At 75.6% G+C, this 26,672-nt stretch carries 22 protein-coding genes and 3 tRNA genes; 9 read left to right on the top strand and 16 right to left on the bottom strand.

Translation table 11 applies throughout. The annotated features are described in order from the left end of the window. The first annotated feature begins 130 nt into the window (after positions 1–130). Positions 131–1,339, top strand: a complete 1,209-nt coding sequence (locus NT8_RS04455; protein ID WP_067964529.1) for a pyridoxal phosphate-dependent aminotransferase — start codon at positions 131–133, stop codon at positions 1,337–1,339. Between the two features lie 155 nt (positions 1,340–1,494). Next, complete coding sequence (locus NT8_RS04450) at positions 1,495–2,541, top strand: adenosine deaminase (RefSeq protein ID WP_067964528.1); 1,047 nt, start codon at positions 1,495–1,497, stop codon at positions 2,539–2,541. A gap of 41 nt (positions 2,542–2,582) precedes the next feature. On the opposite strand, the gene NT8_RS04445 is transcribed toward NT8_RS04450, so the two are convergent. From NT8_RS04445 to NT8_RS04375, 15 genes are all read right to left on the bottom strand, one after another. Beyond that, the gene (locus NT8_RS04445) at positions 2,583–3,680 is read right to left on the bottom strand and encodes a UDP-N-acetylmuramate dehydrogenase (protein ID WP_084468639.1); all 1,098 of its coding nucleotides are present in this window, start codon (positions 3,678–3,680) and stop codon (positions 2,583–2,585) included. Positions 3,681–3,732: 52 nt separating this feature from the next. Continuing rightward, on the bottom strand, positions 3,733–4,161 hold the full coding sequence (locus NT8_RS04440; RefSeq protein WP_067964526.1) for a MaoC family dehydratase: 429 nt from the start codon (positions 4,159–4,161) through the stop codon (positions 3,733–3,735). Beyond that, on the bottom strand, positions 4,158–4,637 hold the full coding sequence (locus tag NT8_RS04435; protein ID WP_067964525.1) for a MaoC family dehydratase N-terminal domain-containing protein: 480 nt from the start codon (positions 4,635–4,637) through the stop codon (positions 4,158–4,160). Before NT8_RS04435 ends, NT8_RS04440 begins: the two co-directional genes overlap by 4 nt. 151 nt (positions 4,638–4,788) lie before the next feature. Next, positions 4,789–4,953: a 50S ribosomal protein L33 gene (gene rpmG, locus NT8_RS04430; RefSeq protein WP_067964523.1), complete on the bottom strand. Its 165-nt coding sequence runs from the start codon at positions 4,951–4,953 to the stop codon at positions 4,789–4,791. A gap of 87 nt (positions 4,954–5,040) precedes the next feature. After that, positions 5,041–5,113 (bottom strand) — tRNA-Met (locus NT8_RS04425). Positions 5,114–5,225: 112 nt separating this feature from the next. Beyond that, positions 5,226–5,301, bottom strand: a tRNA-Thr gene (locus NT8_RS04420). A gap of 146 nt (positions 5,302–5,447) precedes the next feature. Then, positions 5,448–7,550 (bottom strand): AAA family ATPase, encoded by a 2,103-nt coding sequence (locus NT8_RS04415; protein WP_067964521.1) that lies wholly within the window; start codon positions 7,548–7,550, stop codon positions 5,448–5,450. A 100-nt stretch (positions 7,551–7,650) separates the two neighbouring features. After that, positions 7,651–13,062, bottom strand: coding sequence for a TIGR02680 family protein (locus NT8_RS04410; protein WP_084468638.1), 5,412 nt, complete (start codon positions 13,060–13,062; stop codon positions 7,651–7,653). 112 nt (positions 13,063–13,174) lie between these two features. Further along, positions 13,175–14,392 (bottom strand): DUF2398 family protein, encoded by a 1,218-nt coding sequence (locus tag NT8_RS04405; protein ID WP_067964519.1) that lies wholly within the window; start codon positions 14,390–14,392, stop codon positions 13,175–13,177. Positions 14,393–14,443: 51 nt separating this feature from the next. Continuing rightward, entirely contained in the window at positions 14,444–15,265 is an 822-nt protein-coding gene (locus tag NT8_RS04400; protein ID WP_245646030.1) for a DUF2397 family protein, read from the bottom strand. A gap of 167 nt (positions 15,266–15,432) precedes the next feature. After that, positions 15,433–15,945, bottom strand: coding sequence for a hypothetical protein (locus tag NT8_RS04395; protein ID WP_067964517.1), 513 nt, complete (start codon positions 15,943–15,945; stop codon positions 15,433–15,435). Between the two features lie 153 nt (positions 15,946–16,098). Then, on the bottom strand, positions 16,099–16,401 hold the full coding sequence (locus NT8_RS04390; RefSeq protein WP_174549522.1) for a hypothetical protein: 303 nt from the start codon (positions 16,399–16,401) through the stop codon (positions 16,099–16,101). Positions 16,402–16,415: 14 nt separating this feature from the next. Next, positions 16,416–16,700, bottom strand: coding sequence for a hypothetical protein (locus NT8_RS04385; protein ID WP_067964515.1), 285 nt, complete (start codon positions 16,698–16,700; stop codon positions 16,416–16,418). A 172-nt stretch (positions 16,701–16,872) separates the two neighbouring features. After that, entirely contained in the window at positions 16,873–17,142 is a 270-nt protein-coding gene (locus tag NT8_RS04380; protein ID WP_067964513.1) for a hypothetical protein, read from the bottom strand. A gap of 801 nt (positions 17,143–17,943) precedes the next feature. Further along, positions 17,944–18,025, bottom strand: a tRNA-Tyr gene (locus tag NT8_RS04375). Between the two features lie 228 nt (positions 18,026–18,253). Between NT8_RS04375 and NT8_RS04370 the strand changes: the two genes are divergently transcribed. After that, complete coding sequence (locus tag NT8_RS04370) at positions 18,254–18,751, top strand: YajQ family cyclic di-GMP-binding protein (protein ID WP_067964511.1); 498 nt, start codon at positions 18,254–18,256, stop codon at positions 18,749–18,751. A 151-nt stretch (positions 18,752–18,902) separates the two neighbouring features. Here the strand turns inward: NT8_RS04370 and NT8_RS04365 are convergent, their stop codons facing one another. Then, the gene (locus NT8_RS04365; protein ID WP_067964509.1) at positions 18,903–19,766 is read right to left on the bottom strand and encodes a M48 family metalloprotease; all 864 of its coding nucleotides are present in this window, start codon (positions 19,764–19,766) and stop codon (positions 18,903–18,905) included. A gap of 221 nt (positions 19,767–19,987) precedes the next feature. Here NT8_RS04365 and NT8_RS31430 point away from each other — a divergent pair, with 221 nt between their 5' ends. The 6 genes from NT8_RS31430 (at position 19,988) to NT8_RS04340 (ending at position 26,394) form a co-directional block, all read left to right on the top strand. Next, positions 19,988–20,086 carry a putative leader peptide gene (locus NT8_RS31430; RefSeq protein WP_369406283.1) on the top strand — a complete coding sequence of 33 codons (99 nt, stop codon included), beginning with the start codon at positions 19,988–19,990 and terminating at the stop codon, positions 20,084–20,086. 256 nt (positions 20,087–20,342) lie between these two features. Beyond that, positions 20,343–22,196 (top strand): 2-oxoacid:acceptor oxidoreductase subunit alpha, encoded by a 1,854-nt coding sequence (locus NT8_RS04360; RefSeq protein WP_067964507.1) that lies wholly within the window; start codon positions 20,343–20,345, stop codon positions 22,194–22,196. 70 nt (positions 22,197–22,266) lie between these two features. Continuing rightward, positions 22,267–23,253 carry a 2-oxoacid:ferredoxin oxidoreductase subunit beta gene (locus NT8_RS04355; protein ID WP_084468640.1) on the top strand — a complete coding sequence of 329 codons (987 nt, stop codon included), beginning with the start codon at positions 22,267–22,269 and terminating at the stop codon, positions 23,251–23,253. A 213-nt stretch (positions 23,254–23,466) separates the two neighbouring features. Continuing rightward, positions 23,467–24,987, top strand: coding sequence for a fatty acyl-CoA synthetase (locus NT8_RS04350; protein WP_067964502.1), 1,521 nt, complete (start codon positions 23,467–23,469; stop codon positions 24,985–24,987). A gap of 69 nt (positions 24,988–25,056) precedes the next feature. Next, positions 25,057–25,722 carry an NAD(P)H-binding protein gene (locus NT8_RS04345; RefSeq protein WP_067964500.1) on the top strand — a complete coding sequence of 222 codons (666 nt, stop codon included), beginning with the start codon at positions 25,057–25,059 and terminating at the stop codon, positions 25,720–25,722. Between the two features lie 144 nt (positions 25,723–25,866). Then, positions 25,867–26,394, top strand: coding sequence for a hypothetical protein (locus tag NT8_RS04340; protein ID WP_067964498.1), 528 nt, complete (start codon positions 25,867–25,869; stop codon positions 26,392–26,394). Positions 26,395–26,672: the final 278 nt, after the last annotated feature.

Raw genomic sequence — 26,672 nt, 5'->3', positions numbered from 1 at the left:
GGAGACGTCCCCGGTCCATCGGTTGCCCGAGTCTATGCCAGGTGGCCGCCGAGGACCAACCCGGAATAGCCGGGACGGTGGGCCCCGCCCTTCCGCGAAAGCGGGGAGCGCCACGTGAAAGCATGGGGGCATGACTGACCGACCCCGTATCTCCGCACGTATCGGCGGCATCTCCGAGTCCGCGACGCTGGCGGTCGACGCGAAGGCCAAGGCCATGAAGGCGGCCGGCCGCCCCGTCATCGGCTTCGGCGCCGGGGAGCCCGACTTCCCGACCCCCGACTACATCGTCGAGGCCGCGGTGCAGGCCTGCCGCGAGCCGCGCTTCCACCGCTACACGCCGGCCGGCGGCCTGCCCGAGCTGAAGGAGGCGCTGGCGGCCAAGACGCTGCGCGACTCCGGCTACGAGGTGGACCCCGCCCAGATCCTGGTGACCAACGGCGGCAAGCAGGCGATCTACGAGGCGTTCGCCACCCTGCTCGACCCGGGCGACGAGGTCATCGTCATCGCCCCGTACTGGACCACCTACCCGGAGTCCATCAAGCTGGCCGGCGGCGTCCCCCGCTACGTCGTGACCGACGAGACGACCGGGTACCTGGCCACCGTGGAGCAGCTGGAGGCCGCCCGTACCGACCGCTCCAAGGTGCTGGTGTTCGTCTCGCCGTCCAACCCGACCGGCGCGGTCTACCCGCCGGAGCAGGTGCGCGAGATCGGCCGGTGGGCCGCCGAGCACGGCCTGTGGGTGCTCACCGACGAGATCTACGAGCACCTGGTGTACGGCGACGCGCGCTTCACCTCGCTGCCGGTGGAGGTCCCCGAGCTGGCCGACCGCACCGTCGTCGTCAACGGGGTGGCCAAGACCTACGCCATGACCGGCTGGCGCGTGGGGTGGATCATCGGCCCCAAGGACGTCGTGAAGGCGGCCGGCAACCTCCAGTCGCACGCCACCTCCAACGTCGCCAACGTGTCCCAGGTGGCGGCGCTCGCCGCGGTCTCCGGCGACCTCTCCGCCGTCGGCGAGATGCGCACCGCGTTCGACCGGCGGCGGCAGACCATCGTGCGGATGCTCAACGAGATCCCCGGGGTGCTCTGCCCCGAGCCGCAGGGCGCGTTCTACGCCTACCCCTCGGTCAAGGGCGTCCTGGGCAAGGAGATCCGCGGCCGGCGGCCGCAGACCTCCGCGGAGCTGGCAGAACTCGTGCTGGAGCAGGCCGAGGTCGCGGTCGTGCCGGGCGAGGCGTTCGGCACCCCGGGCTACCTGCGGCTGTCCTACGCGCTGGGCGACGCCGACCTGGCCGAGGGCGTCGGCCGGCTGCAGAAGCTGCTGGGCGAGGCCGGCTGACGGCCCCGCCGCACCGCCCGCGCCGAGGGGCGCCCCGGAGGTCCGGGGCGCCCCTCGCGCCGTCCGGGGAGCCCTTCGGGCCGCTCGGCCCCGCACGGCCGCCTTTTCGGCCGGACGCGGCGGCGCGCGCGGGCGCGGTAGGGCACCCTTAGGACATGGAACGCCCGATCGCCCAGTTGCCAAAAGCCCATCTGCACCTGCACTTCACCGGGTCGATGCGGCACCCCACCCTGGTCGACCTCGCCGAGCGGCGCGGGGTCCAGCTTCCGCAGGCCCTGGTGTCGGAATGGCCGCCCAAGCTGCGGGCGACCGACGAGCGCGGCTGGTTCCGGTTCCAGCGCCTCTACGACATTGCCCGCTCGGTGCTGCGCACGCCGGACGACATGTACCGGCTGCTGCTGGAGGCGGCCGAGGACGACCGCGCCGCCGGGTCCGGGTGGCTGGAGATCCAGGTCGACCCCAGCGGGTACGCGGCGCGCTTCGACGGGCTCACCGCGACCCTGGAGCTGGTGCTGGACGCCGCCCGCGCCGCCGAGGCCGCCACCGGGGTCGGCATCGGGATCATGGTGGCGGCCAACCGCACCCGGCACCCGCTCGACGCCAAGGCGCTGGCCCGGCTGGCCGTGCAGTACGCCGACCGGGGGGTGGTGTCGTTCGGCCTGAACAACGACGAGCGGCGCGGCCGGGCGCTCGACTTCGAGGGGGCGTTCCGCATCGCGCGCCGCGCGGGCCTGCTCTCGGCCCCGCACGGGGGCGAGCTGCAGGGGCCGCGCAGCGTCCGCGAGTGCCTGGACGACCTGTCGGCCGACCGGATCGGGCACGGGGTGCGCGCCGTCGAGGACCCCTACCTGCTGGAGCGCATCGCCACCCAGGAGACCACGCTGGAGGTCTGCCCCAGCTCCAACGTCGCGCTGGGCGTGGCCGAGCGGATCGAGCACGTCCCGCTGCGGCGGCTGTTCGAGGCGGGGGCCCCGATCGCGCTGGGCACCGACGACCCGCTGCTGTTCGGCCCCCGGCTCGCCGAGCAGTACGAGATCGCCCGCCGGGTGTTCGGGTTCACCGACCCCGAGCTCGCCGAGCTGGCCCGCATGTCCATCCGGGGGTCGGCGGCGCCGGACGCGCGGAAGAAGGAGATGCTGGCGGGGGTCGACGCGTGGCTGGCCGCGCCGCCGCCCGCCGGGGCCGACCCGGCCGCCGGCTAACCCGCGGGCGGCCGGGCGGGCCCCGCCCGCGCCCGGGCGCGCTACAGCGCGGCGCCCACGAGCACGGGCTCGTTGACCAGGGTGACCCCGAACGCCGCGGCGACCCCCGCCCGCACCTCGCGGGCGAGGTCGAGCAGGTCGGCGGTCGTGGCGCCACCGGGGTTGGTGAGCGCCAGGGTGTGCTTGGTGGAGATCCGCGCGGGGCCGCGCCCGTAGCCCTTGGGGAAGCCCGCGCGGTCGATGAGCCACGCGGCCGACAGCTTGACGCTGCCGTCGGGGCCGGGGTGGGCGGGCGGCTCGACGCCGCCGCCCAGCCGCTCGGCGGCGCGCTTGCGGAAGTCGGCGTAGGCGTCGGGGCCGAGTACCGGGTTGGTGAAGAACGATCCGGCGCTGCGGGTGTCGGGGTCGTCGGGGTCGAGGACCATGCCCTTGCCGCGGCGCAGCTCCAGCACCGTCGCGCGGGCCTCGGCCAGCGGCACCCGGTCGCCCGCCGAGGCGCCGAGCGCCCGGGCGACCTCGGCGTAGCGGATCGGGCGGCTGAGCCGCGACCGGGTGAGTTCGAACACGACCTCGCAGACCACGTGGCGGTCGTCGCCCTTGAAGGCGCTGTCGCGGTAGCCGAAGCCGCAATCGGCGTTGGCCAGGGTGCGCAGGGCCCCGGTGCGCCGGTCGAGTACGAGCACCTCGACGATGGTCTCGCTGACGTCCTGCCCGTAGGCGCCGACGTTCTGGATCGGGGTGGAGCCGACGCGGCCGGGGATGCCGGAGAGGAACTCCACCCCGCTGAGGCCCTCGTCCACCGCGCGCGCCACGAACGGGTCCCACTCGACGCCGGCGCCGGCGCGGACGCGGACGCGCTCGCCGTCGTCGGCCTCGGTGGCGACGCCGCGGGAGTCGGCGTGCACGACCGTTCCGGGGAACCCGCTGTCGGCGACCACGAGGTTGCTGCCGCCGCCGAGGACGAGCAGCGGGTCGCCCGCCGCGTCGGCGGCGGTGACGGCGGCCACGAGTTCGCCGGTGTCGCGCGCGGTGGTGAACCGGGCGGCAGGCCCGCCGAGGCGCAGCGTGGTGTGGTCGGCCAGGTGGACGCCCCGGCGGACGGGGCCGTGCGGGACCGGTCGGGTGGGTTCAGCGGACACGGGCTACCTCGGTGGGGCGGGGCCGGCGGCGGGGGCGCCGCCGGCCGGGCGGTCAGGCCAGGCGGACGATCGCGATGGCGCGGACGAGCACCTTGGCGCCGTTGGAGCGGGCGGTCAGGTCGACGCGCACCCGGTTGTCGTCCAGCTTCTGCTTGACGACGCCGCTGACGGTGATCTCGGCGCCCTTGTCGTCGTCGGGGACGATCACGGGCGCGGAGAAGCGGACGGAGTACTCGGCGAGCGCGCCGGGGTCGCCGGTCCAGTCGGTGACGAGCCGCCCGGCCTCGGCCATGCTGAACATGCCGTGCGCGATGACGTCGGGCAGGCCGACGGACTTGGCGAACCGCTCGTTCCAGTGGATGGGGTTGAAGTCGCCGGAGGCCCCCGCGTAGCGGATGAGGTCGACGCGGCGCACCGGGTAGACCTGCTCGGGCAGCTCGGTGCCGACCTCGACGTCGGCGTAGCGGACGGTGGCGGTCATGCGGCGCTCCCCTGGGTGTCGCGGTCCTTGGCGGCGCCGCCGCGCACCACCAGCATGATCATGGAGGTGACGACGAGTTCGCCGCCGGTGGTGCGGATCTCACTCTCCAGGGTGAACCGCTCGTCGCCGCCGAGGGCCTTGATGTCGGCGATGGTGGTCGTGGTGGTGACCACGTCGCCCGCGCGCAGCGGGCGGGTGTACCGGAACGCCTGGTCGCCGTGGACCACCATGGAGAAGTCGAGCCGCAGGTCGGGGTCGACGATGGCCTGCCCGGCGCCGTCCATGGCCATGATGATGGGGAAGGTCGGCGGGGCGATGACGTCCTCGTACCCGGCGGCGCGCGCGGTGGCGGCGTCGGTGTAGACGGGGTTGGGGTCGCCGATGGCGTCGGCGAACTCGCGGATCTTGACCCTGGTCACCTCGTAGGGCTGCGGGGATTCGTACACCCGCCCCAGGTAGTCACGGTTGATCGCCATCGGTCGCCTCTCACGGTGGTGGTCACGGGGGGCTCGGCGCGGCGGGCCGGGCCCTCACACACTAATAGCCCGGTGAGCTGGGCGCTCACCGGGCTATCGAAGCGTGAGGTCACACCGGGCCGCTGCGGCCGGTCTCGCCTTGGGGCGGGGGCTAGCGGGTCTCGCGGTGCTCGGAGTGCTGCCGGCAGTTCGGGCAGAACTTCTTCAGCGAGAGCCGGTCGGGGTTGTTCCGCCGGTTCTTGCGCGTGATGTAGTTACGGTGCTTGCACTCCTGGCAGGCCAGGGTGATCTTCGGCCTCACGTCAGTGGCAGCCACGTCGGAGTGCCTTTCTCGCTGGATACAAGGACATCGGAAAACGCCCGCGATGGCCCCTGTATGAAGATGCAGGGGCCGCGCAGGTTGTAGCGGAGGCCGGACTTGAACCGACGACACAGCGATTATGAGCCGCTTGCTCTACCGACTGAGCTACTCCGCCCTGTGTCCGGGAAACCGGAGACACCCGCAAGGGTACCGGAACCCGGTCGGACCGGCGAACACGATGGCCGCCGGTCACCCACCTGAGTGGGACCGGAACCTCAATCAAGTGGTGGAGCCCCTTTACGGAATCGAACCGTAGACCTTCTCCTTACCATGGAGACGCTCTGCCGACTGAGCTAAAGGGGCCTGCGCCGCGGGTTTTCCCCCTGCCGGGGTTCCGCCCTTCGCGTTGGTCATGACTATACAGGGCGCGCGGGGTGCTCTGCCAAATCGAGCGCGGAGCCCCACTCCGGCCCCGCCCGGGCCCCGGCGGAGCCCGCCGGGGCGGGCCGCTACCCCGGGTCGGCCACCCACACGTTGGACATCGCGTCGCGGTGGATGGTGCGGATGGCGGCCGGCAGCCCCAGGCGGCGCAGCGCGTCGGGCAGCCGCGTGTCGTGGGTGAACACCACGAGCTGGCGGTGCCGCCCCACCTCGGCGAGGACCGCCGACAGCCCTTCGACCGTCTCGGTGTCCATGGCCTGCACCGGGTCGTCCAGCAGCAGGAACCCGAACGGGTTGCCCGGCACCAGCGTGCGCGGCAGGCAGATCGACAGCGCCAGCGCCTGGAACTCGCCCTGGCTGAGCAGGCCCGGCGCGTTGCCCTCGGTGTCGGCGCCGTCGACGGCCACGTCGACCGCGACGCGCCGCTGCGCCCCGCGCCCCACCAGCCGCAGCGCCTCCAGGTCGATGCGGCGCTCCTGGCGCAGCCGCTGCCACACGTGCTCGGCCTGCGCGGCCAGCGGGCGCAGCCGCTCGGCGCGGATCTCGCGGGCCAGCCCGGTGAACCAGGTCAGCGCCTGCTCGGCCGGGCGCAGGGTCTCGCGGGCGCGCACGGCCCCCCGGGCGTCGTCGACCCAGGCGGCGAGCTGCTCGGCGAGGTCGCCCCACCCGTCGGTGGGGTCGTCCAGGCTCTCCCCCGCCGCCTTGCGCGCGGCGATCGCGGTGGACCGCAGGCGCCGCCCCACGGTCTCGATGTGCCGGGCCAGCTCGCCGAGGTCGGTGATGTGCGCGCCCGCCTCCCACTCGGCCCAGACGCGGCCCAGCTCGCTGTCGGCGGGCAGCCAGGACGGCATGGGGGCCATGAGGAAGCGGGCCTGGTCGCGGGCCGCGTCGGCGCGCTCGTAGGCGGCCGCGGCCCCGGCCGCGACCCGGTCCAGGGAGGCGATCTCGGCGCGGGCGCGGTCGGCCCACTGCGGGCCGATGGCGCCCGGGGCGCCGCAGGTGGGGCAGTCGTGCTCGGCCGGGTGGCGCCGGTGGTGCTCCAGGGCCTGGCGGAGCAGCTCCACGACGCCGCGGGCGCGGTCGCCCTTGGTGCCCTCGGCCATGGCCAGCTCCATGGCGGCGCCGCGCAGTTCGTTGACGACGTCGGACAGCAGCGTGCGCTCGGGGACCGAGAGGCGGCGCAGGCGGCGCAGGACGAGCTGGCGGGCGGGGTCCGCCGGGCCGTCGTCGGCGGCGATGGCGGCCAGCCGGTCGAGGTCGATCGACGGCGCGGCGAGCAGGTCGGCCGCGCGGCGGGCGCGCGGGTCGGTGGCGGCCCGCATGCGCTCGGCCAGGTAGCCGAGGTCGCGGCCGGGCCGGTCGCGCTGCTTGGCGAGGCGGTCGCACGCCTTGGCGAGGCGGCGCTCGGCGTCGGCGAGCCCGGTGAGGCCGAGGAGGGCGGTGAGGGTGTCGTAGAGCTCCGCGGCGCGGCCGGTGACGGCGCGGCCCAGTTCGTCGTAGGAGAGGAACGGGCGGTAGCGGGCGAGGTCGGCGTCCCAGCCGAGGCCGCGCAGCGGGGTGGTGCGGCCGGAGGGGTGGACGACCTCGCCGCGCGCGGAGCGGACGCTGTCGCCGGTCCACACGCGGGTGACGCGCAGCGGGGCGGTCTCGCCGGCGAGCTGGAGGTGGACGCTGACCTCGGTGTGCTCGTCGTAGTGCAGGTTGCGCCAGCCGTCGCGCCAGGCGGCGGGCATGCCGTCCCAGCGGACGTTGCGGCCGGTCAGGGCGGCCTCGGCGGCCTCGGCGAAGCTCGACTTGCCGGACCCGTTGCGGCCGACGATGACGGTCAGGCCGGGGCCGGGCGGGAAGTCCAGGGCGGTGGGCCGGCCGATGCCGCGGAAGCCCTGCACCTCGATCCGGCTGAGGTAGCCGCGGCGGGCGGGGACGTCGGCGGGGGTCTCGGGGCGGGTGTCGGCGGGGACGGGCGGGACCGAGACGGTCTCGCCGCGCGCGCACGCCTCCAGGGCGCCGTCGCCCAGCAGGGCCGCCGCCACCCAGCCGCGGGCGGCGGGGTCGAGCGGCGCGCCGGCGAGGCGGGCGAGGACGACGCGGGCCGCCGCCGTGTCACCGTCGTCGGGGCGGGGGGGCTCTCCGGCGAACGCCGCAGGGACCGTATCCTCTGTCGTCACCACACAGCTCCATTGTCGACCTTGCACTGCAGACTAGGACAGACCGGGAGAAAGCAGTAGGCCGCGTCCGCGACTCCGGGCCACCGCCCGCGGGCCGGGGGCGTCACACCCCGACGAGTCTGCGCCGGGTGCCGTCCCAGGTGAAGTGCAGGGTGGCGATGCCCGGGACGGCGGGATCGCGCAGGCACTCGTAGATGTGCAGGCTCGGCACGGTCGGGAAGCACCCCCACACGCGCTCGGACGTGAGCACGAAGTCGAGGTCGAGTTCGACCAGCAGCCCGAGCAGCCGGCCGTGCGTGGGCTCGTCCACCTTGGCGAACGCGTCGTCCAGCAGGATGAGCCGGGGCGCGTCGGGCGCCTGCTCGGCCAGCGACCCGAACTGGGCGGCCGCGGCGGCGAACAGCACCAGGTAGGCGATGACCCGCTGCTCGCCCTGGCTGAGCGCGGTGCGGTGGCCGAGCCGCCGCTCCCGCTCGGGGTGGGCGGCGTTGGTGACGTAGACGGTGAACGCGAACCACGACCGGTAGTCCAGGGCGGCCCGCAGGTGGGCGCCGCCGGTGGCGCCGGGGTCGAGCCGGCGGATCGCCTCGATGCAGCGCCGCAGCGCGTCGCGCAGCCGGGTGGTCTCGACCCGGGTGCGCTGCTCGGCCGGGCGGGCGAGCAGCGGCACCACCGCCCGGACGTCCTCGTCGGCGTCGGGGGCCAGCCGCCAGTCGAGGCGGACCCCGAGCCCCTGGGAGGTCGTGACGTCGCCCAGGACGGCGTTCATCGTGGCGATGAGCGCCCGCGCCTCGTCGATCTGGCGCGACAGGTGGCCGGCCAGCTCGCCCAGGAGGTGCCGTTCGAACGCCTCCTCCTCGCGGAGCAGGGCGGCCTCCTCGGCGGCGGCGACGGCGCGGTCCAGGCGGTCGGCGTAGGCGGTGATGTCGTGGGCGCCGTCGTCGTCGTGGACGGTGAGCCGCTTGACCCCGGCCGGCTCGGTCAGCTCGGTCCAGGCGCCCGCCGCGTCGCGCGCGGCGAGCAGGCCGTGCAGCTCCTCGCGGCGCCGCAGGATGCCGCTGCTGTCGAGTTCGGTGCCGGGCGCGGGTTCGGGGCCGAGGTCGGCCTCGACGGCGGTGAGGAGCCCGTCCAGGGCGTCGACGCGCTCGGCGAGGGTGGTGTCGCGCGCGTCGTCCCCGGCCGCCTCGGCCGGGTCCGGGGCGGCGCCGGCGCCCGCGTCGTCGAGCGCGGCCGTGGCGGTGAGCCCGGCGGCCGTGAGCAGCGCGGGGTCGGGGGCGTCCCCGGTGCCGCCCGCGGCGAGCATGCCGCGCAGGACGCCCCCCGCCGCGAGGGCGCGGCGGGCCTGCTCGGCGCGCTCGAACACGGCGGCGTCGAGGCGGGACTCGGCGGCGACGCGGTCGTCGCGGGCCTGCTGGGCGGCGCGCTCGACCTCGGGCAGGCGCCCGGCGGCCTCGGCCATGCGCTCGCGCACCTGGCCGACGGCGGTGGCGATCTGCTCGGGGGCGGCGGCGCGGGCGCGGTCGGTCAGCTCGATGTCGCGCCGGACGGTGATCATGTCGTCGATGGCGGCCCCGCGGACGTCCTCGGCGAGGACGCGGCCGGCGCGCGCCCGCTCCCACTCGCCCTCGTGGCGGGCGTAGACCTCCAGCAGGGCGGCGAGGGCGTCGAGGTCGCGGTGGGCGGCGTGGATCTGCACGCGCAGCCGGTCGAGGGCGGCGAGCACTTCGGTGAGGCCGTCCACGCCGGACGGCAGGCCGTGTTCGGCCGCTGGCCCGGCCACGGCGGCGCGCAGCTCCAGGGTGGCGGCGCGGGCGGACTCGGCGGCGGCGCGGGCGGCGGCGTGGTCGCGGGCGGCCGCGGCGAGCCAGGACCGGGCGTTGTCGAGCGCCGCCCAGGCGGTGAGCAGGTCGGCGGGGTCGGGGACCGCGCGGGAGATCTCGACGAACTCGGCGAACTGGCGCTCGGTCTCGGCGCGGCGCTCCTCGGCCTCGGCGAGCAGCGCCTCGGCGATCGCGATGCGCCGGTCGACGTTGGCGCGGGTGCGCTCGGCGGCCTCGGCGCGGGCGGCCGCTCCGATGTACTCGGCGGCGGCCCTGCGGTGCGTGCCCGACGCCGCGCCCATCCGCCACCGGCCGTCGAGCGCGACGGCGGTCGCGGGCGGCGGGGTGCTGTCGCGGCGGTGCCGGGGTTCGGGCTCGCCCTCGCCGGGGGCGGGGAGCAGCGCGATCGAGCCGAGGAGGGCGGTGACGGTGCTGGTCGACACCCCGGCGAGCCCGTCGGCGGGGACGAGCACGTCGAGCAGGGTGCGCCCCTTGACCGGGCGGCCCGGGACGAGCAGGACGTCGCTCGCGGCGGTGCCGGTGAGCGCGCCGTCGGCGGTGATCCACCCGGCGAGCACCCCGGACGCCTCCAGGGCGGACTCCAGGCCGGCGCGCTCCTCTGCGGTGAGGGCCTCGGCGAAGTCGACGGCGAGGTGGAACGGGGCCCCGGCGGCCGCGGAGCGGTCGGCGGCGGCCCAGGCGGGCGGGGCGGGGGCCGGGCCGGCGGCGCCCGCGGCGGTGCGCTCGGCCAGTTCGTCCAGCTCCGCGGCCAGCTCGCGCTCCTCCCCCACCGCGGTGTCGCGGCGGGTGCGCAGGTCGCGCAGCAGCGGGTCGACGATGGCGTGCGCCCGCCGGGCCACAGCGGCCGGAACCTCGGCGTCGAGCACCCGCAGCGCGTCGGTGAGCGGGAGTTCGACGCTCTCCTCCAGGTCGGCGAGCGCGTCGCCGAGGTCGCCGTCGGGGGCGGCGGCGCGCAGCCGGCCGCTCCACGCGCGGACCCGGTCGGCGTAGGCGGAGCTGGCGGCGCGCACGGCGTCGATGGCGTCGCGCTCGCGGTCGCGGGCGCGCTCCAAGGCGGCGTCGGCGGCCTCGGCCTCGCTGTCGAGCGCGGCCTCGCGGCGTTCGGCGGCGGCGTGCTCGGCGGCGCGCTCGCGCAGCGCGGTGGCGGCGGCGGCGCGCTCGGCGGCCGCGTCGTCGGCCCGGGCGTAGCGGTCGTGCAGTTCGGCGAGTCCGGCGCGGAGGTCGGCGAGGTCGATGCCGGCGACGGGTTCGCGCTCGACCGCCTGCTCCAGGCCCTGGAGGTCGACGTGGGTGACGCTCTCGCGGGGCGCGAGGGTGGTGGGCACGGGGTGCGGCACCTGCGCCTCGGCGGCGGCCGCCACCCCGGCCTGGCGGGCGGTCTCGGCCAGGTGGCCGCCGGACCGGCGCAGGTCCGCCAGCGCCCTGTCGATGGCGGTGACGTCGTCGGCCAGCCGGTCCCGGGTGCCGGCCTCGGCGGCGATGGCGTAGTCGGCGGCGGCCCAGGACGCCTCGGCGGCGCGGATGTAGGCGGTGACGGCGGCCTGCCGGGCCTGGTGCTCGTAGTCGGTGGGGGCGGGGGCGGCGGTGCCCCCGGCGGAGAGGGTGTCGGCGTCGGAGGCGGCGGTGTCGCGGGTGCGGCGGAGCCGGTCGCGCTCCTCCTGCACCCCGCTCTCGACGCCGACGAGGCGGTCCAGCTCGGCGCGCAGGCGGCCGACCTCGGCGTCGCGGTCGCGGTAGGCGCCGATCTGGGCGCGGACGGTCCGCGCCTGGCCGCGCAGGGTGGCCTGGAGGTAGCCCCGGTAGTCGGTGAGGAACCCCGCCACCTGCTCGCGGGCCGACCGCAGGGACGCCAGCCGGGAGCGGGCCTCCTCCAGGTCGGTGACGTTGCGCGCCATCTCGTCCAGGACGGTCTCGTCCATGGGCGGCAGCGCCTCGGAGAGGACCGACACCAGTTCGCCGGCCTCCAGTCGCTCGCCGATGGTGGGGCGGCGCAGCCGGTACAGCAGGTGGATGAGGTTGCGGTAGCGGACGGGGTCGTCGATGCCGAACAGGTCGCGCATGACGCGGCCCCGGTAGGCCACCGGGGAGTCGTAGCAGTTGTCCGGGCCGACCTCGGTGCGCAGCCGGTCGATGGCCATGGGGCGCCCGTCGGCGACCAGGCGCAGGTCGGGGCCGACCCGGCGCTCGGTCACGAAGAAGACGCTGCGCGCGTCGGTGCCGGGGGCCGCGGTGATCGCCGCGCCGAGGGTGAGGCGGCGCCGGTCCTCGCCCCGCCCCCGGGCGAACTCCACCCACAGGTAGCCCAGGGTGGCGGTGGGCGGCTCGGCGTCGGGGGCCGGGTCGGTGTCGGACCCGCGGCCGTCCAGGAGCAGCCAGCGCAGGCTCGTGCGGCTGGTGCCGGTGGTGTCGAGGCGGCGGGCGTCGCCGTCGAGCAGGAACGGCAGCAGCATCTCCAGCGCCTTGGACTTGCCCGCGCCGTTGCGGCCGCGCAGCAGCAGCCGGCCGTCGGCGAAGCGGAAGACGTGGTCGTCGTACTGCCACACGTTCTGGATGCCGGCGCGGTGCAGCCGGAAGCGGGTGGGGGTGGCGCGCTGGGACGGGCGGCCGCGCCGGGAGCGCGCGGCGCGGTCGGGGGCGGCCTCGGGCGCGGCGTCGGGGTCGGCGTCGGTGTCGGTGTCCGCGTCGGGGTCGGCGGCGGCGCGCCCGCCGAGGAGGTCGCCGGGCGTTCCGGCGGGCGGGGTGTCCGCCCACGGGTCGGCGGCGGGTGCGGCGGCCTCGGCCGGCGCGTCCGGGTCGAGCGGGTGGGCGGCGGCCGGGGCGGGCGTGTCCAGGCCGAGGGGGTCGGCGTACGCGCTGACCGGGTCGGTGGACGCCTCCCCGCTCGGCGCGAGAGGGCCGACCGCATCGGGGGCGCCGGCGGGCGCCGGACCGGCGGCGGTCGGGGCGGCAGGGGCGGTGGCATCGGTCTCGGCGGCGTCCGGGGTGCCGGGAACGGTGGTGGCGTCGTCGGCCGGGCGCTGATCGCCGTCGGCGCCGGACCGCACCGGCGCGGCCGCGTCGGTGCCGCCGGACGTGCCCCCGTCGCCGGCGCCCTCGGGAGCGGCCTCGGGGGCGTCCGGCGCGGGCGGCGCCGGGTCGTGCGCGCCGGAGGCGAGCGGACCGCCGGGATCGGTGCCGACGGACGGGACCGGCACGCCGCCGGGCGGGGTGGCCGCGTCCGCGAGCGGATCGGCCGCGCCGGAGGGCGCGGACGCGGGGCCGCCGGGGCGGTCGGGGTCGGCGCCGGAGGCGCGGGCCGGGGTGTCGCTCACGGGGTCCGTTCCGCGGAGAGGGCGGGCGAAGGGGGCGTTCGGTCCGGTCGGCGCCCCCGGGAAGCGGCGGACGCCGCGCGGATCGGTCGGGGGCCCGCTGTCCCGGTCGGGCGCACCGGTGGTCCCGAACGGGGGGCGGGGCGGCGGAGCGGGAGCCGCGGGCACGGCGCCGAGGAGGTCGGGGTCGGTGCGGCCGCGCCGGCCGGCGCCGGGCAGCCGGAGGGGGCGGGTGTCGAGCCGTTCGTCGCGCGCGGGGTCGGCCGCGTCCTCGGCCGGGCGTGCGGGGCCGCCGCCGGACGGGGCGGGTGTCCCGCCGGGCGGTGTCGTCGCGTCCGGTCGTCCGGTGTCGCCCGCGTCGGTCATCGACCCTCCTCCGCTCCGTGCCGTGCCGCGTCGCCGCGCCGTCGGGGGTCCGGCTCCGGCGCCCCTGCCATTCTCCCGGATCGCGTGAGTGCCGCCGAGGGGGTGCGGGGGGTCACGCGCCGCCCTCGCCGCCGGGGCCGGCGGGCCCGGCTCCGGCCGGGCGGCCGCCGTAGCGGGCGGCCGCGGCGCGCAGGGTCCACCCCTCGTGCCCGGCGGCCGCCGGGTCGGGGTGGTCGAGCAGCCGGCTCCGGTGCAGCAGCCGCAGCACCCGGACCTCCAGGTCGTCCGGGTCGGGGACGTGGCTGACGGCGGCCCGCCCCCACCGGTCGCCGGCCCCGTCGGCCGGGCCGATCACGGCGGCCAGTTCGGCGGCCAGGACACCCGCGGGCACCGGGACCGCCGACGCCGCGGCGTCCGGGCGCAGCCGGGCCACGAGGCGCTCGACCAGCAGCAGCGCCGCCTGCCCGGCGGGGTCGGCGCTGGGGAAGGCGACGGCGTGGGCGCCCTCGGCCTCGTCCGGCATGATGAGCGCCACCCCCTCGGCCCGGATCTCGGCGTCGCAGCCGAGGAGGTCGCCGAGTTCGGCGACGGCCCGCCACTGGTGGCCGGCCAGGCGCTCCCGCTGCCGCCGGGACAGGTCGGCGCGGTAGACCACGGCGGTCTCGGCCAGCGCGCGGCGCAGCGCCACCTCCCCCGCCGCGTCCCCGGCCGGGTCGCCGCTCTCCATGCCGCGCACGAAGTCGCCGGGGTCGGCGGTGGAGTGCGGCGGGTGGGCGACCACCCGCCGGGCGACCTCGTGGTGGACGGCCAGGCGGACCGGTGCGGCGGCGTCGGCGGCGTGGGCGGCCAGGTCGCCCTCGCGGACGCTGACCGCCCCCCAGCCGGCGAGGTGGCGCAGCGCGGCGACGAACGCCCGCCGCTCCGACATGCGCTCGCGGGGATCGAGGTCGAGCCCGGCCTCGTCGGCGGCGGCCCGCACGTCCGCGGCGAGCCGGGCGAGGTCGACCTCCGGGGGCGCCTCGACCAGCGCCGCCAGGGCGAGGGCGAGGTAGGCGTAGGCGCGCGGGGAGAAGTAGGCGCCGCTGGCGCGGGCGAGCGGCCGGACGACCGGCCGCACCTGCCCCGCCTTGACCAGGCGGGCGTGGTCGGCGGCGACCGTCAGCTCGTAGCCGAGCACGCGGCGGAAGCGCTGGGTCAGCCACTCCGAGTGCGACCGGACCACCGCGAAGTCGTCGGGGTGGGTGCGCGCGGTCAGCAGCGGTTCGGCCAGCAGCCGCCGGGCGGCGGCCTGGCGCTCCCCGATGAGCGCGATGTCCTCATGCGACGTCACGGACGTCCTCACCTCCTGCTCGACCGGTGCGGCGGGGGGCGCGCGGCGCGATCACGCGTGGCGCACCAGCCGCTCGGGGCGCGCGTCGGGCGCGGCGGTGCCGTCGCCGGCGGTGTCGTCGTCGGCGGCGTCCGACAGGACCGCGAACGGGGTGACGCGCAGCCGCAGGCCGTCCAGGTCGAGGTCGCCGCCGGAGCCGCGCACGCTCACGGCGGCTTCGGACACGTGCCGGACGTGCAGCCGGATGCCGAGTTCGAGGTCGCCCGCCGACACCGGGGCGCGGGTGGCGTCGCCCGAACCGAGCGCGGCCGTGAGCAGTTCCATGAGGACGTCCATGGCCGAGCTGGACAGCAGCACGCGGGCGTCGGCGGCCGTGGGTTCGGCGAGCACCCGCCGCAGCTCCTGGGCGGCGGAGCGGCGCCAGTGGGCGGAGGACTCGGCGGCGTCGCGCAGCCGGGCCCGCTGCGCGCCGTGGGCGCGGGCCGGCGCGGCGGGCAGCGCGCTGCTCAGCCGGACGGCGGCGGTGGGCGCGAGGGGGCCGTCCCACCAGCTGGTGGTGGCCGCGACGGAGTCGTCCTCGGCGGGGCCGCCGAGGTGGGTGGCCGGGTGCAGGGCGAACGCGGCGGTGTAGACCTCGTGGGCGGTCGCGGCGTCGGCCGCGGCGAACCAGCCGGCGAGGCGGAGCAGGGCGGCCCGGCCGTGACGCGGAACCGGGCCGTCGGGGGTCGGGACCGCGGGGCCGGCGGGCCGCGGCGGGGCGGGGTCGGCGGCGCCCGGGGCGGGCGCGGACCCGCGGCCGTGCGGCAGGGGCGCCCGCCCTCGCGCGCTGGTCTCCGCGAGGGGCGCCGTCACGTCGTTCGCTGAGTCACCCACAACTCAGCAGACTAAAGACCCCGGGCCGCCGCCGCGCCCAAAACCCCGTTCCCGGGCGCCCGAATGCGGCCGAGAATGGGGCTCTGACCTGCGGAGGTTCGTTCGGGGGTAATTCTTGGCGGCCGGTCCGGCGCAGCGGACCGCCGGGGGCCCGCGGACCGGCCGGGCTACCCCTCGCCGGGGAGCGTCAGCCGGCCGTCGTCGGCCTCGACCATGCGCTCGTGCAGGTCCTCGGGGAGGTCGCCGGTGTCGGTGATCTCGTAGGTGGAGTAGTAGGTGACGCCGTCGACGGTCTCGGGGTCGCCCAGTTCGACGGTGACCGCGTAGGGCTGGTCCTGGCACTCGGGCAGGCACCAGGTGCCGGAGACCCGGCCGCGGCCCTCGGCGGTGTCGCTGTCCCAGACGCTCCACTCCATGCCGGTGAAGGTGGTGAACTCCGACGCGACGAGGCCCTCGGGCTCCTGCTCGGCGTCGCCGTTCTCGTCGGCGTAGGTGTTGTAGACGAACCGGCCGGTGGAGGCGGACGCCGACGCGTGCGGGTCGGGGCTCGCGGGGGCCGACGCCGCGGGGGGCGACTCCGCGGCGGTGCCGCGGGGCGGCTCGGCGTCCTGGCCGCCGCAGCCGGTGATGAGGGCGAGCGCGCCCGGCAGGGCGAGGAGAGCGGTGCGGGTGGAAACCATGGGTCCTCCGGGTTCCGCGGCGACCTGGGCGTTGTCACTGCGCGTCAGCCTAGTGGCGACGCTCCGGAGCGAGGCGGTATGACGCGCGGGCGGCCGGGGAACGCGACGGCCCCCGGACCCCCCTTGCGGGGAATCCGGGGGCCGGTGGGCCGTCTAGTAGCCGGTGTGGCCGGGCCAGTCCTCGTCGGCGCCGTCCGGGATGGCCTCCCAGGCGCGGTCCGAGTCGAGGTTCACCAGGGTGGGACCGTTGATGCAGTCACCCGTGGTGTTCGGCGACAGCACGTCGACCGGGACGGCGATCACGTTGACCTCCACGTTGCAGAGGGTGATCGGCGCGATCTGCAGGTTCTGGTCGAACTGCTGACCGGGCGGCCCTCCCGCGTGCGCGGATCCGGTGGTCACCGCGCCCAGGACCGCTCCGGCGAGGATGCCGACGGCGGCGAGCCTGCGGAACATGCGCATCCCTCGAATCAGTGCTTCTTGCCGTGCTTCTCGACCTCGACCTCGGTCTCGGTCTTCACGTTGGTGCCGCTGGAGCCGTTGACGCAGTCGCCGGTGGTGTTCGGGGACAGGACGTCGACCGGGATAGCGATGACGTTGACCTCGACGTTGCAGGCGGTGATCGGGATGACCTGGAGGTTCTGGTTGAACTGCTGGTCGCCCGAGTTGGCGTCGGCGTGGGCGGGGGCGGCGAAGGCGAGGGCGCTGAGGGCCGCGCCGGCCACGAGGCCGGCGACGCTGAGCTTGCGCAGCATGGTGTCTCCTGTAAATGACGTTCGTTGTTCGGTGGAGCCGCCGGGCCGGGCCCGGCGGTGGTTCGGGAGGAGGCGCGGGAATGCGGGCGCGTCGGCCGGATCGGCGTCGCGCGGCGCGCATGGCGCGCCCCCTCCCGGAGAATCCGGAGAAGACCGACGGGAATTCCCGTGGTTACTTCTCGATCTCGACGTCCTTGGTCTTCTTGACGTTCACGCTGGAGTCGCCGTTGCCGCAGTCGCCGGTGGTGTTCGGCGACAGGATGTCGATCGGGACGGCGATGACGTTGACCTCGGTGTTGCACAGGACGATCGGCACGACCTGCAGGTTCTGGTTGAACTGCTGGTCACCCGAGTTGGCACCGTCGGCGTAAGCGGGAGCGCCCATGAACATGGCGCTCAGCGCGGCGCCGGCGATGATCCCAGCAGCGGTGAACTTCTTCATCTGATTCCCCCGGAATACGTGGAACGAGGATCTGGATAAAGACGCGCGTGGCGCCCGATGTCGTGGTGGACTGCGGCAATCATCGACCCCGGGAAGCGTTTTTGTCAACGCCGAAAAGCGGGTTTGTAAAATGTCCGGTTCGCCCACTGAATAGCGAATGGAGAAAACCACCGGAAATGACGCTCAAATATTTACGGAGATTTCCCGATTCGCCGACGTGTCCCGTAGGAACGCGTTTCGGGGCGTTGCCGGTGCTTTGCCGGGGCATGGGCCGCAAATTGGGCGGCGGCCGCGCGGCGGCGCGGCGCGCCCGCGCGCCGCCGGACACGCGGGAGACCGGGATCGCCCCCGGGGGACGAAACGGTACATCTCAAGATACGGACATGCCGTAACACACCGGCGCGGCGCCGTGGGGGCGCGGCGGCGCGCGGAGACCCGCGAAGGCGGCGGAGGGTGCGGGGGTGCGACGGCACCGGCCCGCGGCCGAGCGGCGCGCACGGCGCCCGCGTCGGCGGATCCGAGCCTAGCCCACACGCCCCGGCCGCCACCGGGTTTCCGGGGAACCGGATCGGGGAAGGCGCACGCGGCGGCGCCCCGCACCGTCCGGCGGGTCCGCGACCGCGCCCCGGGGCGGCGCTCCGCCGCCGTTCCGCGCGGGCGCGCGTGGCCCAGCGCGGGGAAGCGTGGGATCACCGTGCGGACGCCGCTTCCGCGCGCGGGCGCGCGTGGAACGGCGGGCCGGGAACGCCGAAGGCCCCGGTGGCCGGCGCGAACGCTGGTCACCGGGGCCTTCGATACGGGTGGCAGGTCAAGGATTCGAACCTTGGAAGGCTAAGCCGACGGATTTACAGTCCGCTCCCATTGGCCGCTCGGGCAACCTGCCGGGTGTGCTGCGGCTCCAGGGCCGCGGCGCATGACCGAGAATAGCGGATCTCCCCGGCTGACACGAAATCGGCGGCTCGGCCCCGCCCGGCGGGCCCGGCTAAGCTCGGATGCTGCCGCAGCCGCGCGCCCGCCTCCGGCGGCCGGCTGCTCCGCATGTACCGCCGCGGCCCCGCCCCCGCAGGGGGCGGCGGCCCCCGCAAACCGTCGTGGAAGAGTGTGAACGCACGTGGCCGCTGAATCCAGTTTCGACGTCGTATCCAAGCTCGACCGGCAGGAGGTCGACAACGCCCTGAACCAGACGGGCAAGGAGCTGTCGCAGCGCTTCGACTTCAAGGGCACCGGCGCCGGCATCACGTGGTCGGGCGACCAGGGCGTCGAGATCCGCGCCAACTCCGAGGAGCGCGTCAAGGCCGCCCTGGACGTGTTCAAGGAGAAGCTGATCAAGCGGAACGTGTCGCTGAAGGTCCTCGACGCCGCCGACGAGCCCAAGATCTCCGGCAAGGAGTACCGGCTCCCGGTGTCCCTCAAGGAGGGCATCTCCAGCGAGGACGCCAAGAAGATCTCCAAGATCATCCGCGAAGAGGGCCCCAAGGGCGTCAAGGCGCAGATCCAGGGCGAGGAGCTGCGGGTCAGCTCCAAGAAGAAGGACGACCTCCAGGCCGTCATGACCCTGCTGAAGGACAAGGACCTCGACCTCGCCCTCCAGTTCGTGAACTACCGCTAGCCGGGGGCGCCGCCGCCCGCCCGGCCCGGCCGTCCGCCGGCCGGAGGGCGCCGCTGGGCGCATCGGGGGCACCCGGTCCGGCCCGGCGGGCACGCGGGCGCGCCCGCGTGCCCCTGAGCAGCCCCAGGGCGCCCGGAGGCCGGGCGCGGGGTCAGGGGCCCTCCCACTCGGCGGCCAGGGCGCGCAGCCGGCGCACCCGCTCGGCCATGGGCGGATGCGCGGCGAACAGCCGCGCGATCCCGCGCTCGGGGAACGGGTGGGCGATCATCTGGTGCGCCGCCGCGAGCAGCGGGCGCTCGGCCGGCAGCGGGTGGGTGCGGGTGCCGATCTCGATCTTGCGCAGCGCCGACACCAGGGCCAGCGGGTCGCCGGTGAGGTGGGCGGCGTCGGCGTCGGCGCGGTACTCGCGGTTCCGGTTGACCCCGCAGTGGATGACCCCGGCCGCCAGCGGGCCGAGCACCAGGAACAGCAGCCCGCCGAGGAGGCTGGGGACGTCCTCGTCCTCGGAGTCGCCGAGCGGCAGCAGCAGGGCGAGCGCGGTCAGCGAGGTGATGATGGCCGCCACCGTGGTGGCCGCCGACCCGACGAGGGTGTCGCCGCGCCGCACGTGCGCGAGTTCGTGGGCGAGCACCCCGCGCAGCTCCCGCTCGTCGAGGGTGCGCAGCAGCCCGGTGGTGCAGCAGATGACGGCCGTGCGCGGGCTGCGCCCGGTGGCGAAGGCGTTGGGCGCCGGGGTGGGCGACAGGTAGAGGCGCGGCATGGGCTGGCGGGCCTCGGTGGCGAGTTCGCGGACGATCCGGTACAGCTCGGGCTGCTCGATCTCGCTCACGGGGCGGGCGCGCATGGCGCGCAGCGCCGAGGTGGCGCCGAAGAAGTAGACCAGGCCGTTGATCGCCACGGCGACGATGATCCCGAACTGCAGGCCCTTGGCCCCGGCGCAGGTCCAGCCGGCCACGGCGGCCAGGCCCGAGAGTCCGGCGAGCAGGGCCGCTGCCCGGAACGTGTTGCGGTGCACGGCGACTTCCGGCCTCCCTCGGTCCTGCGGCCCCCTCCAGGCCGGTCCATTGTCTCGAACGTGTGGATCGGGGTGTTGCGTTCCCGATGGGCGGCGACGAACGTCACGGTCCGCTGCCGCCGCCCGGCGCCCGCGTCACCCCCCGCGCCCGGTCGGAGCGGGGAGTGTGAGATGGCACACCCGCCCGATTCCGCCCAGGGGCGGCGACCTATAGTGCGAGAGTGGCCGTCATCACTTCGATCACCTCGCCCGGAGCACTCCTCGTGGTCCGGCGGCACGTGGACCTCGTCCGGATCGCCAGCGCGCTGTGTCGGGCCTGACCCCGGCCGCGCGCCCGTACGTGTCCCCGCCCCCGCGGGCGGCCGCGCCGCGCCCCCGCTGACGGCCCCCTGCCCGTCCGCGGGTGCCCGCCGGCGCGGGAACCGCGCACCCGCAGGCCGCAACCCAGGTCCCCGCTGAAACCGAACGGCTCCAGCCACCCCCTCCGGCCCCGCCGGGGGAGACCGTGGCGGTCGGGCCTTGGCAACCGAGCCGCGTCCCCGCGTTCGCGGCTCACCTAGGAGGTCGGCGATCACCGTGACCAAGCAGGTCGAACGACTCGATCGCGTCATCATCCGCTTCGCAGGCGACTCCGGCGACGGCATGCAGTTGACCGGCGACCGGTTCACGCAGGAGACCGCGTCGTTCGGCAACGACCTGTCGACCCTGCCCAACTTCCCCGCGGAGATCCGCGCCCCCGCGGGCACGCTCCCCGGTGTCTCCAGCTTCCAGCTGCACTTCGCCGACCACGACATCATGACGCCGGGCGACGCGCCGGACGTGCTCGTCGCGATGAACCCCGCGGCGCTCAAGGCCAACGTCGAGGACCTGCCGCCCGGCGCGACCGTCATCGTCAACACCGACGAGTTCACCAAGCGGAGCCTGGCCAAGGTCGGCTACGCCGCCGACCCGCTCACCGACGGCTCGCTGGCCGGGTTCAAGGTGAGCCCGGTGCCGCTGACCTCGATGACGGTCAACGCGCTGGCGGAGTTCGACGTCTCCAAGAAGGACGCCGAGCGGGCGAAGAACATGTTCGCCCTGGGCCTGCTCTCGTGGATGTACAACCGGCCGACCGAGGGCACCGAGGGCTTCCTCAAGACGAAGTTCGCCAGCAAGCCCACCATCCTGGCCGCCAACCTGGCGGCGTTCCAGGCCGGGTGGAACTTCGGTGAGACCACCGAGGACTTCGCGGTCTCCTACGAGGTGCGGCCCGCGAAGCTGCCGGCGGGCACCTACCGCAACATCACCGGCAACCTGGCGACCTCCTACGGCCTGATCGCGGGCGCGCGGCTGGCGGGGCTGCCGCTGTTCCTCGGGTCCTACCCGATCACCCCGGCCTCCGACATCCTGCACGAGCTGTCCCGGCACAAGCGGTTCGGCGTCCGCACGTTCCAGGCGGAGGACGAGATCGCGGGCGTCGGCGCCGCGCTGGGTGCCGCGTTCGGCGGGTCGCTGGGGGTCACCACGACATCGGGGCCCGGCATGGTGCTGAAGGGCGAGACCCTCGGCCTGGCCGTCATGACCGAGCTGCCGCTGATCGTGGTCGACGTGCAGCGGGCCGGCCCCAGCACCGGCATGCCCACCAAGACCGAGCAGGCCGACCTGCTGCTGGCGCTGTACGGCCGCAACGGGGAGTCGCCGGTGCCGGTGCTGGCGCCCCGGTCGCCCTCGGACTGCTTCGACGTGGCGATCGAGGCCACCCGGATCGCCACGAAGTACCGCACCCCGGTGATCGTGCTCTCCGACGGCTACCTCGCCAACGGGTCGGAGCCCTGGCGCATCCCCGACACCGCCGACCTGCCCGACCTGTCGGTGGAGTTCACCACCGCGCCCAACGCCGACGACGGGGCGTTCCACCCCTACCTGCGCGACCCCGAGACCCTGGCCCGCCCGTGGGCGGTGCCGGGCACGCCCGGCCTGGAGCACCGCATCGGCGGCATCGAGAAGAGCGACGGCACCGGCAACATCTCCTACACCCCCGCCAACCACGACCTCATGGTGCGGTCGCGGCAGGCCAAGATCGACGGCATCGCCCGCGACATCCCGCCGCTGGAGGTCGACGACCCCACCGGCGACGCGCGCGTGCTCGTGCTGGGCTGGGGCGGCACCTACGGGTCGATCGGCGCGGCCGTGCGCCGCGTGCGGCGGGCCGGGGGGACGGTCGCGCAGGCGCACCTGCGCCACCTCAACCCGTTCCCGGAGGACCTGGGCGCGGTGCTGCGCTCCTACGAGCGGGTGCTCGTGCCCGAGATCAACCTCGGCCAGCTCGCCCTGCTGCTGCGCGGGCGGTTCCTGGTCGACGTCATCAGCTACACGAAGGTCCGCGGCCTGCCGTTCAAGGCCGAAGAGCTGGCGGGCGTGGTTCAGGAGGTCATCGACCGTGCCGAGTGACAACGGATTCGACGCCGGGCAGGGGTTCCGCGGCCTGAAGCTGGTCCCCCGCTCCGACACCGCCTACCGGATGAAGGACTTCAAGTCCGATCAGGAGGTGCGGTGGTGCCCGGGCTGCGGCGACTACGCGATCCTGGCGGCGTTCCAGGCGTTCCTGCCGGAGCTGGGGGTGCCGCGCGAGAACATCGTCATCGTGTCGGGCATCGGCTGCTCGTCGCGCTTCCCGTACTACCTGACCACCTACGGCATGCACTCGATCCACGGGCGCGCCCCGGCGATCGCCACCGGGCTGGCCGCGAGCCGGCCCGACCTGTCGGTGTGGGTCATCACCGGCGACGGCGACGGCCTGTCGATCGGCGGCAACCACCTGATCCACGCGCTGCGCCGCAACGTCAACATCAACGTGCTGCTGTTCAACAACCGCATCTACGGGTTGACGAAGGGGCAGTACTCCCCCACCTCCGAGCCGGGCAAGATCACCAAGTCCTCGCCGGCGGGGTCGGTCGACACCCCGTTCAACCCGGTGTCGCTGGCGCTGGGCGCCGAGGCCGGGTTCGTGGCGCGCACCATCGACTCCGACCGCAAGCACCTCACCTCGGTGCTGCGGGCGGCGGCCGACCACGAGGGCGCGTCGTTCGTCGAGATCTACCAGAACTGCCCGATCTTCAACGACGACGCGTTCGAGCCGCTGAAGGACCCCGCCGAGCGCGACACCCGGCTGCTCCGCCTGGAGCACGGCGAGTCGCTGCGCGTCGGGCCCGACCGGGGCGTCGTCATGGGCGACTACGGGGAGCTGGTGGTGGCCGACGTGGCCGAGGCCGGTGCCGACCGGCTGGTGCGCCACGACGCCCACCGCGAGGACCCGGGGTACGCGTTCGCGCTGTCGCGGCTGGACCGGCCGGCGTTCGCGCACGTGCCCATCGGGGTGTTCCGCGACGTCCGGCGGCCCGTCTACGACGAGCTCATGGCCGAGCAGATCGCCGACGCGCAGGCCGCGCAGGGTCCGGGCGACCTCGGGGCGCTGCTCGCGGGCGGCGACACCTGGACGGTCGGCTGACCCGGCCGGCCGGGGGGTTCCGCGGCCGCGCACCGGGGTCCGGTGCGCGGCCGCGGCCGTCCGCCGGGCGCCGTGCGGCGCGCGTGTCCCGGTGATCACCGAGCGCTCCTGGCCCCCGACCCGCCTCCGGCCCTAGGTTGGGTGTGCCACGTCACAAAGGGCGGCGGGGCGGGGAGGCACGCGGGAGGCGGCATGGCGGTCGGGGATGCGCGGATGACGACGTCGAGCACTGTCGACGGTGTCCTGCGCCGGGCGGCGGCGCGGACTCCGGACCGGGTGGCGCTGCGGTTCGCGGACCGCGAGTGGACCTACGCCCGGCTGGACCAGGGGGTGAGCCGGGTGGCCGCCTGGCTGCTGGGCCTGGGGCTGACCCGGGGCGACCGGGTGGCGGCCTACGGGTACAACTCCGACGCCTACCTGCTGGCGTTCCTGGGCTGCGCCCGCGCCGGCCTGGTGCACGTGCCGGTCAACCACGCGCTGTCCGGCGGCGAGCTGAGCTACCTGCTCGCCCAGTCCGGCAGCATCGTGGTGCTCACCGATCCCCGCCTGGCGGGCCGGGTCGAGGAGGTGCGGGCCGACATCCCGGCGCGCGACGTGCTGGCGCTGCGCGGGGCGCCGGAGTCGGTGCTGGAGGTGGCCCGCGACCCCGACGCGTCGGAGGAGGTGCTGACCGACGTCGCCGACACCGACCTGGTGCAGCTGCTGTACACGTCGGGCACCACGTCGCGCCCCAAGGGGGCGATGATGAGCCACCGGGCGCTGGTGCACGCCTACCTGAGCGCGGTGCAGGCGCTCGACATCGCGCCCGGCGACCGGATGCTGCACGCGCTGCCGCTGTACCACTCGGCGCAGATGCACGTGTTCCTGCTGCCGGGGCTGATGGTGGGCACCGTCAACGAGGTGGTCGACACCGCCGACCCGGCCGACCTGATGCACCGGATCGAGCGCGACGGCATCACGTCGTTCTTCGCGGCGCCCACGGTGTGGGTGGCGCTGGCGGGCCACCCGGACTTCGAGCGGCGCGACCTGTCGGGGCTGCGCAAGGCGTACTACGGGGCGGCCATCATGCCGGTGCCGGTGCTGCGCTCGCTGCTGGCGCGCTATCCCGGACTGGCGTTCTACAACTGCTTCGGGCAGAGCGAGATCGGCCCGCTGGCGACCGTGCTGCGCCCCGAGGAGCACGTCGAGGGCCGGTTCGACTCCTGCGGGCGGCCGGTGCTGTTCGTGGAGGCGCGGCTGGTGGACGAGCGGGGGGTCGACGTCGGCACGGGCGAGCCGGGCGAGATCGTGTACCGGTCGCCGCAGCTGTGCGACGGGTACTGGGACGCGCCCGAGGCCACCGCCGAGGCGTTCCGCGGCGGGTGGTTCCACTCGGGCGACGTCGCGCGCCGCGACGCCGACGGCTACCTGACGATCGTGGACCGGCTGAAGGACGTCATCAACACCGGCGGCGTGCTGGTGGCGTCGCGCGAGGTGGAGGACGCGCTGTACGAGCACCCGGCGGTGGCGGAGGCGGCGGTCGTGGCGGTGCCCGACGACCGGTGGGGCGAGGCGGTGACGGCGGTCGTGGTGCTCCGGGAGGCGGCGACCGAGGAGGAGCTGATCGGGTTCGCGCGCGGCCGGCTCGCCGGGTTCAAGGTGCCCAAGCGGGTCCAGGTGGTCGACGACCTGCCGCGCAACGCCAGCGGGAAGTTGCTCAAGCGGGTGCTGCGGGACCGGCTGACCGCGTCCTGAGGCCGCGGCGGCGGCGCGCGCGGCCGGGCCGCCGCGCCCGCGCGCCCGCCCAGGACGTAGCCTGCGGGTATGCGTATCGTCATCGCCGGAGGACACGGCAAGATCGCCCTGCGCCTGGAGCGCCTGCTCGCCGAGCGCGGCGACGTCCCCGTGGGCCTCATCCGCAACCCCGACCACGCCGACGACGTCCGGGCGGCCGGTGCCGAGCCGGTCGTCGTCGACCTGGAGGACACCACCGCCACGCGGCTCACCGAGAAGCTGATGGGGGCCGACGCGGTCGTGTTCGCCGCGGGCGCCGGCCCCGGCAGCGGGGCGGCACGCAAGGCCACGGTCGACCGCGACGCCGCGGTGCTGCTGGCCGACGCCGCGTCGCTGGCCGGTATCCGCCGCTACGTGATGGTGTCGGCGATCGGGGTGGACGACGGCCCGGCGCCGGACGCCGAGCCGGTGTGGGCGGCCTACGTCGAGGCCAAGCGCGCGGCCGACGAGGAGCTGCGCGGGCGCTCCCTGGAGACCGACTGGACCATCCTGCGCCCGGGGCGGCTCACCGACGACCCGGGAACCGGACGGGTGCGGCTCGCGCCCAAGGTGGAGAGGGCGGCGGTCACGCGGGACGACGTCGCCGCGGTCGTCGCGGCCGTCCTGGACGAGCCGGCCACCATCGGCCGGGTCCTGGAGCTGGTGAACGGGGACACCCCGATCGCCGAGGCCGTGGCGGCGGCGACCGCGGACTAGCCGGTCCCGGGCCTTGTGGCTAGAAGGCCCCATACAGGTGCATGATGGATGCGGACGGTCCGCGGCAGCCCCCCGGCGGACGTGGACGGGCAACGCTCAACGGGCACCCCAGCGCCGCACAGAGCAGATAGGTACGGTTGACACATGAGCGTCACGCAGGTCGTGAGGGACAGCACCGTCGTCGAACACGCCAAGGTCGCCGCGCAGCAGAAGCGCAAGATGTTCATCGTGCAGTTGGACGTCAACAACTACGACGACGAGTCCAGCAAGGTCCGGCCCGGCCTGACCCGCATCCTCGAGGGGATCGAGGAGGCCGGGTGGCGGCTGGACCAGATCACCCCGAGCGCCAACGCCGACGGTGCGGCCATGCGGCTGTTCATCTTCCGCCCCGACCCCAAGGACGAGCCGAAGCCCGAGGAGGACTCCGCCGCCAAGCCGGAGCCGCAGGACCAGCCGTCGGGGCAGCAGCAGGCGTACCAGCAGCAGGCCGCCGCGCAGGACCCCTACGCCGGCTACCAGTACCCCACCGGCCAGCAGTACGGCCAGCAGGGCTACCAGCAGCAGGGGTACGGGTACGGCCAGCAGCAGCAGGGGTACGGCTACGGGCAGCAGCCCCAGCAGGGCTACGGCCAGCAGTACCCGCCCGGCTACGGGCAGCAGCAGGGCTGGTAGACCCCGCCCCGAGCACTCCCCCGGCCCGCCCGCGCGTAAGCGCGCGCGGGCCGTCGGCGTTCCGGGGGCCGTGCGCTCGGCGCCCGGCGGGGCCGGGGGGTGCGGCTCCCGGCGTCGGGACACGCCGGGCGCCCCGGCGGTCGACCGATCCGAATCCCACCATGTCGCGGACCGAAACCGGGCACCGGACGAGCCCCGGGAACGGGCGGCGCCGGCGGCCCGCCGGGCGCGCGATCGACCGCCACCCGCCGCGCCCGCCCACGGGGCGGGCGCATCCC

The organism is Nocardiopsis trehalosi NBRC 14201 (assembly GCF_001552555.1).
GTDB lineage: Bacteria > Actinomycetota > Actinomycetes > Streptosporangiales > Streptosporangiaceae > Nocardiopsis_B > Nocardiopsis_B trehalosi.
Note: the sequence above shows the minus strand (reverse complement) of the source record. Positions and strands in the feature narration are given on the sequence as shown.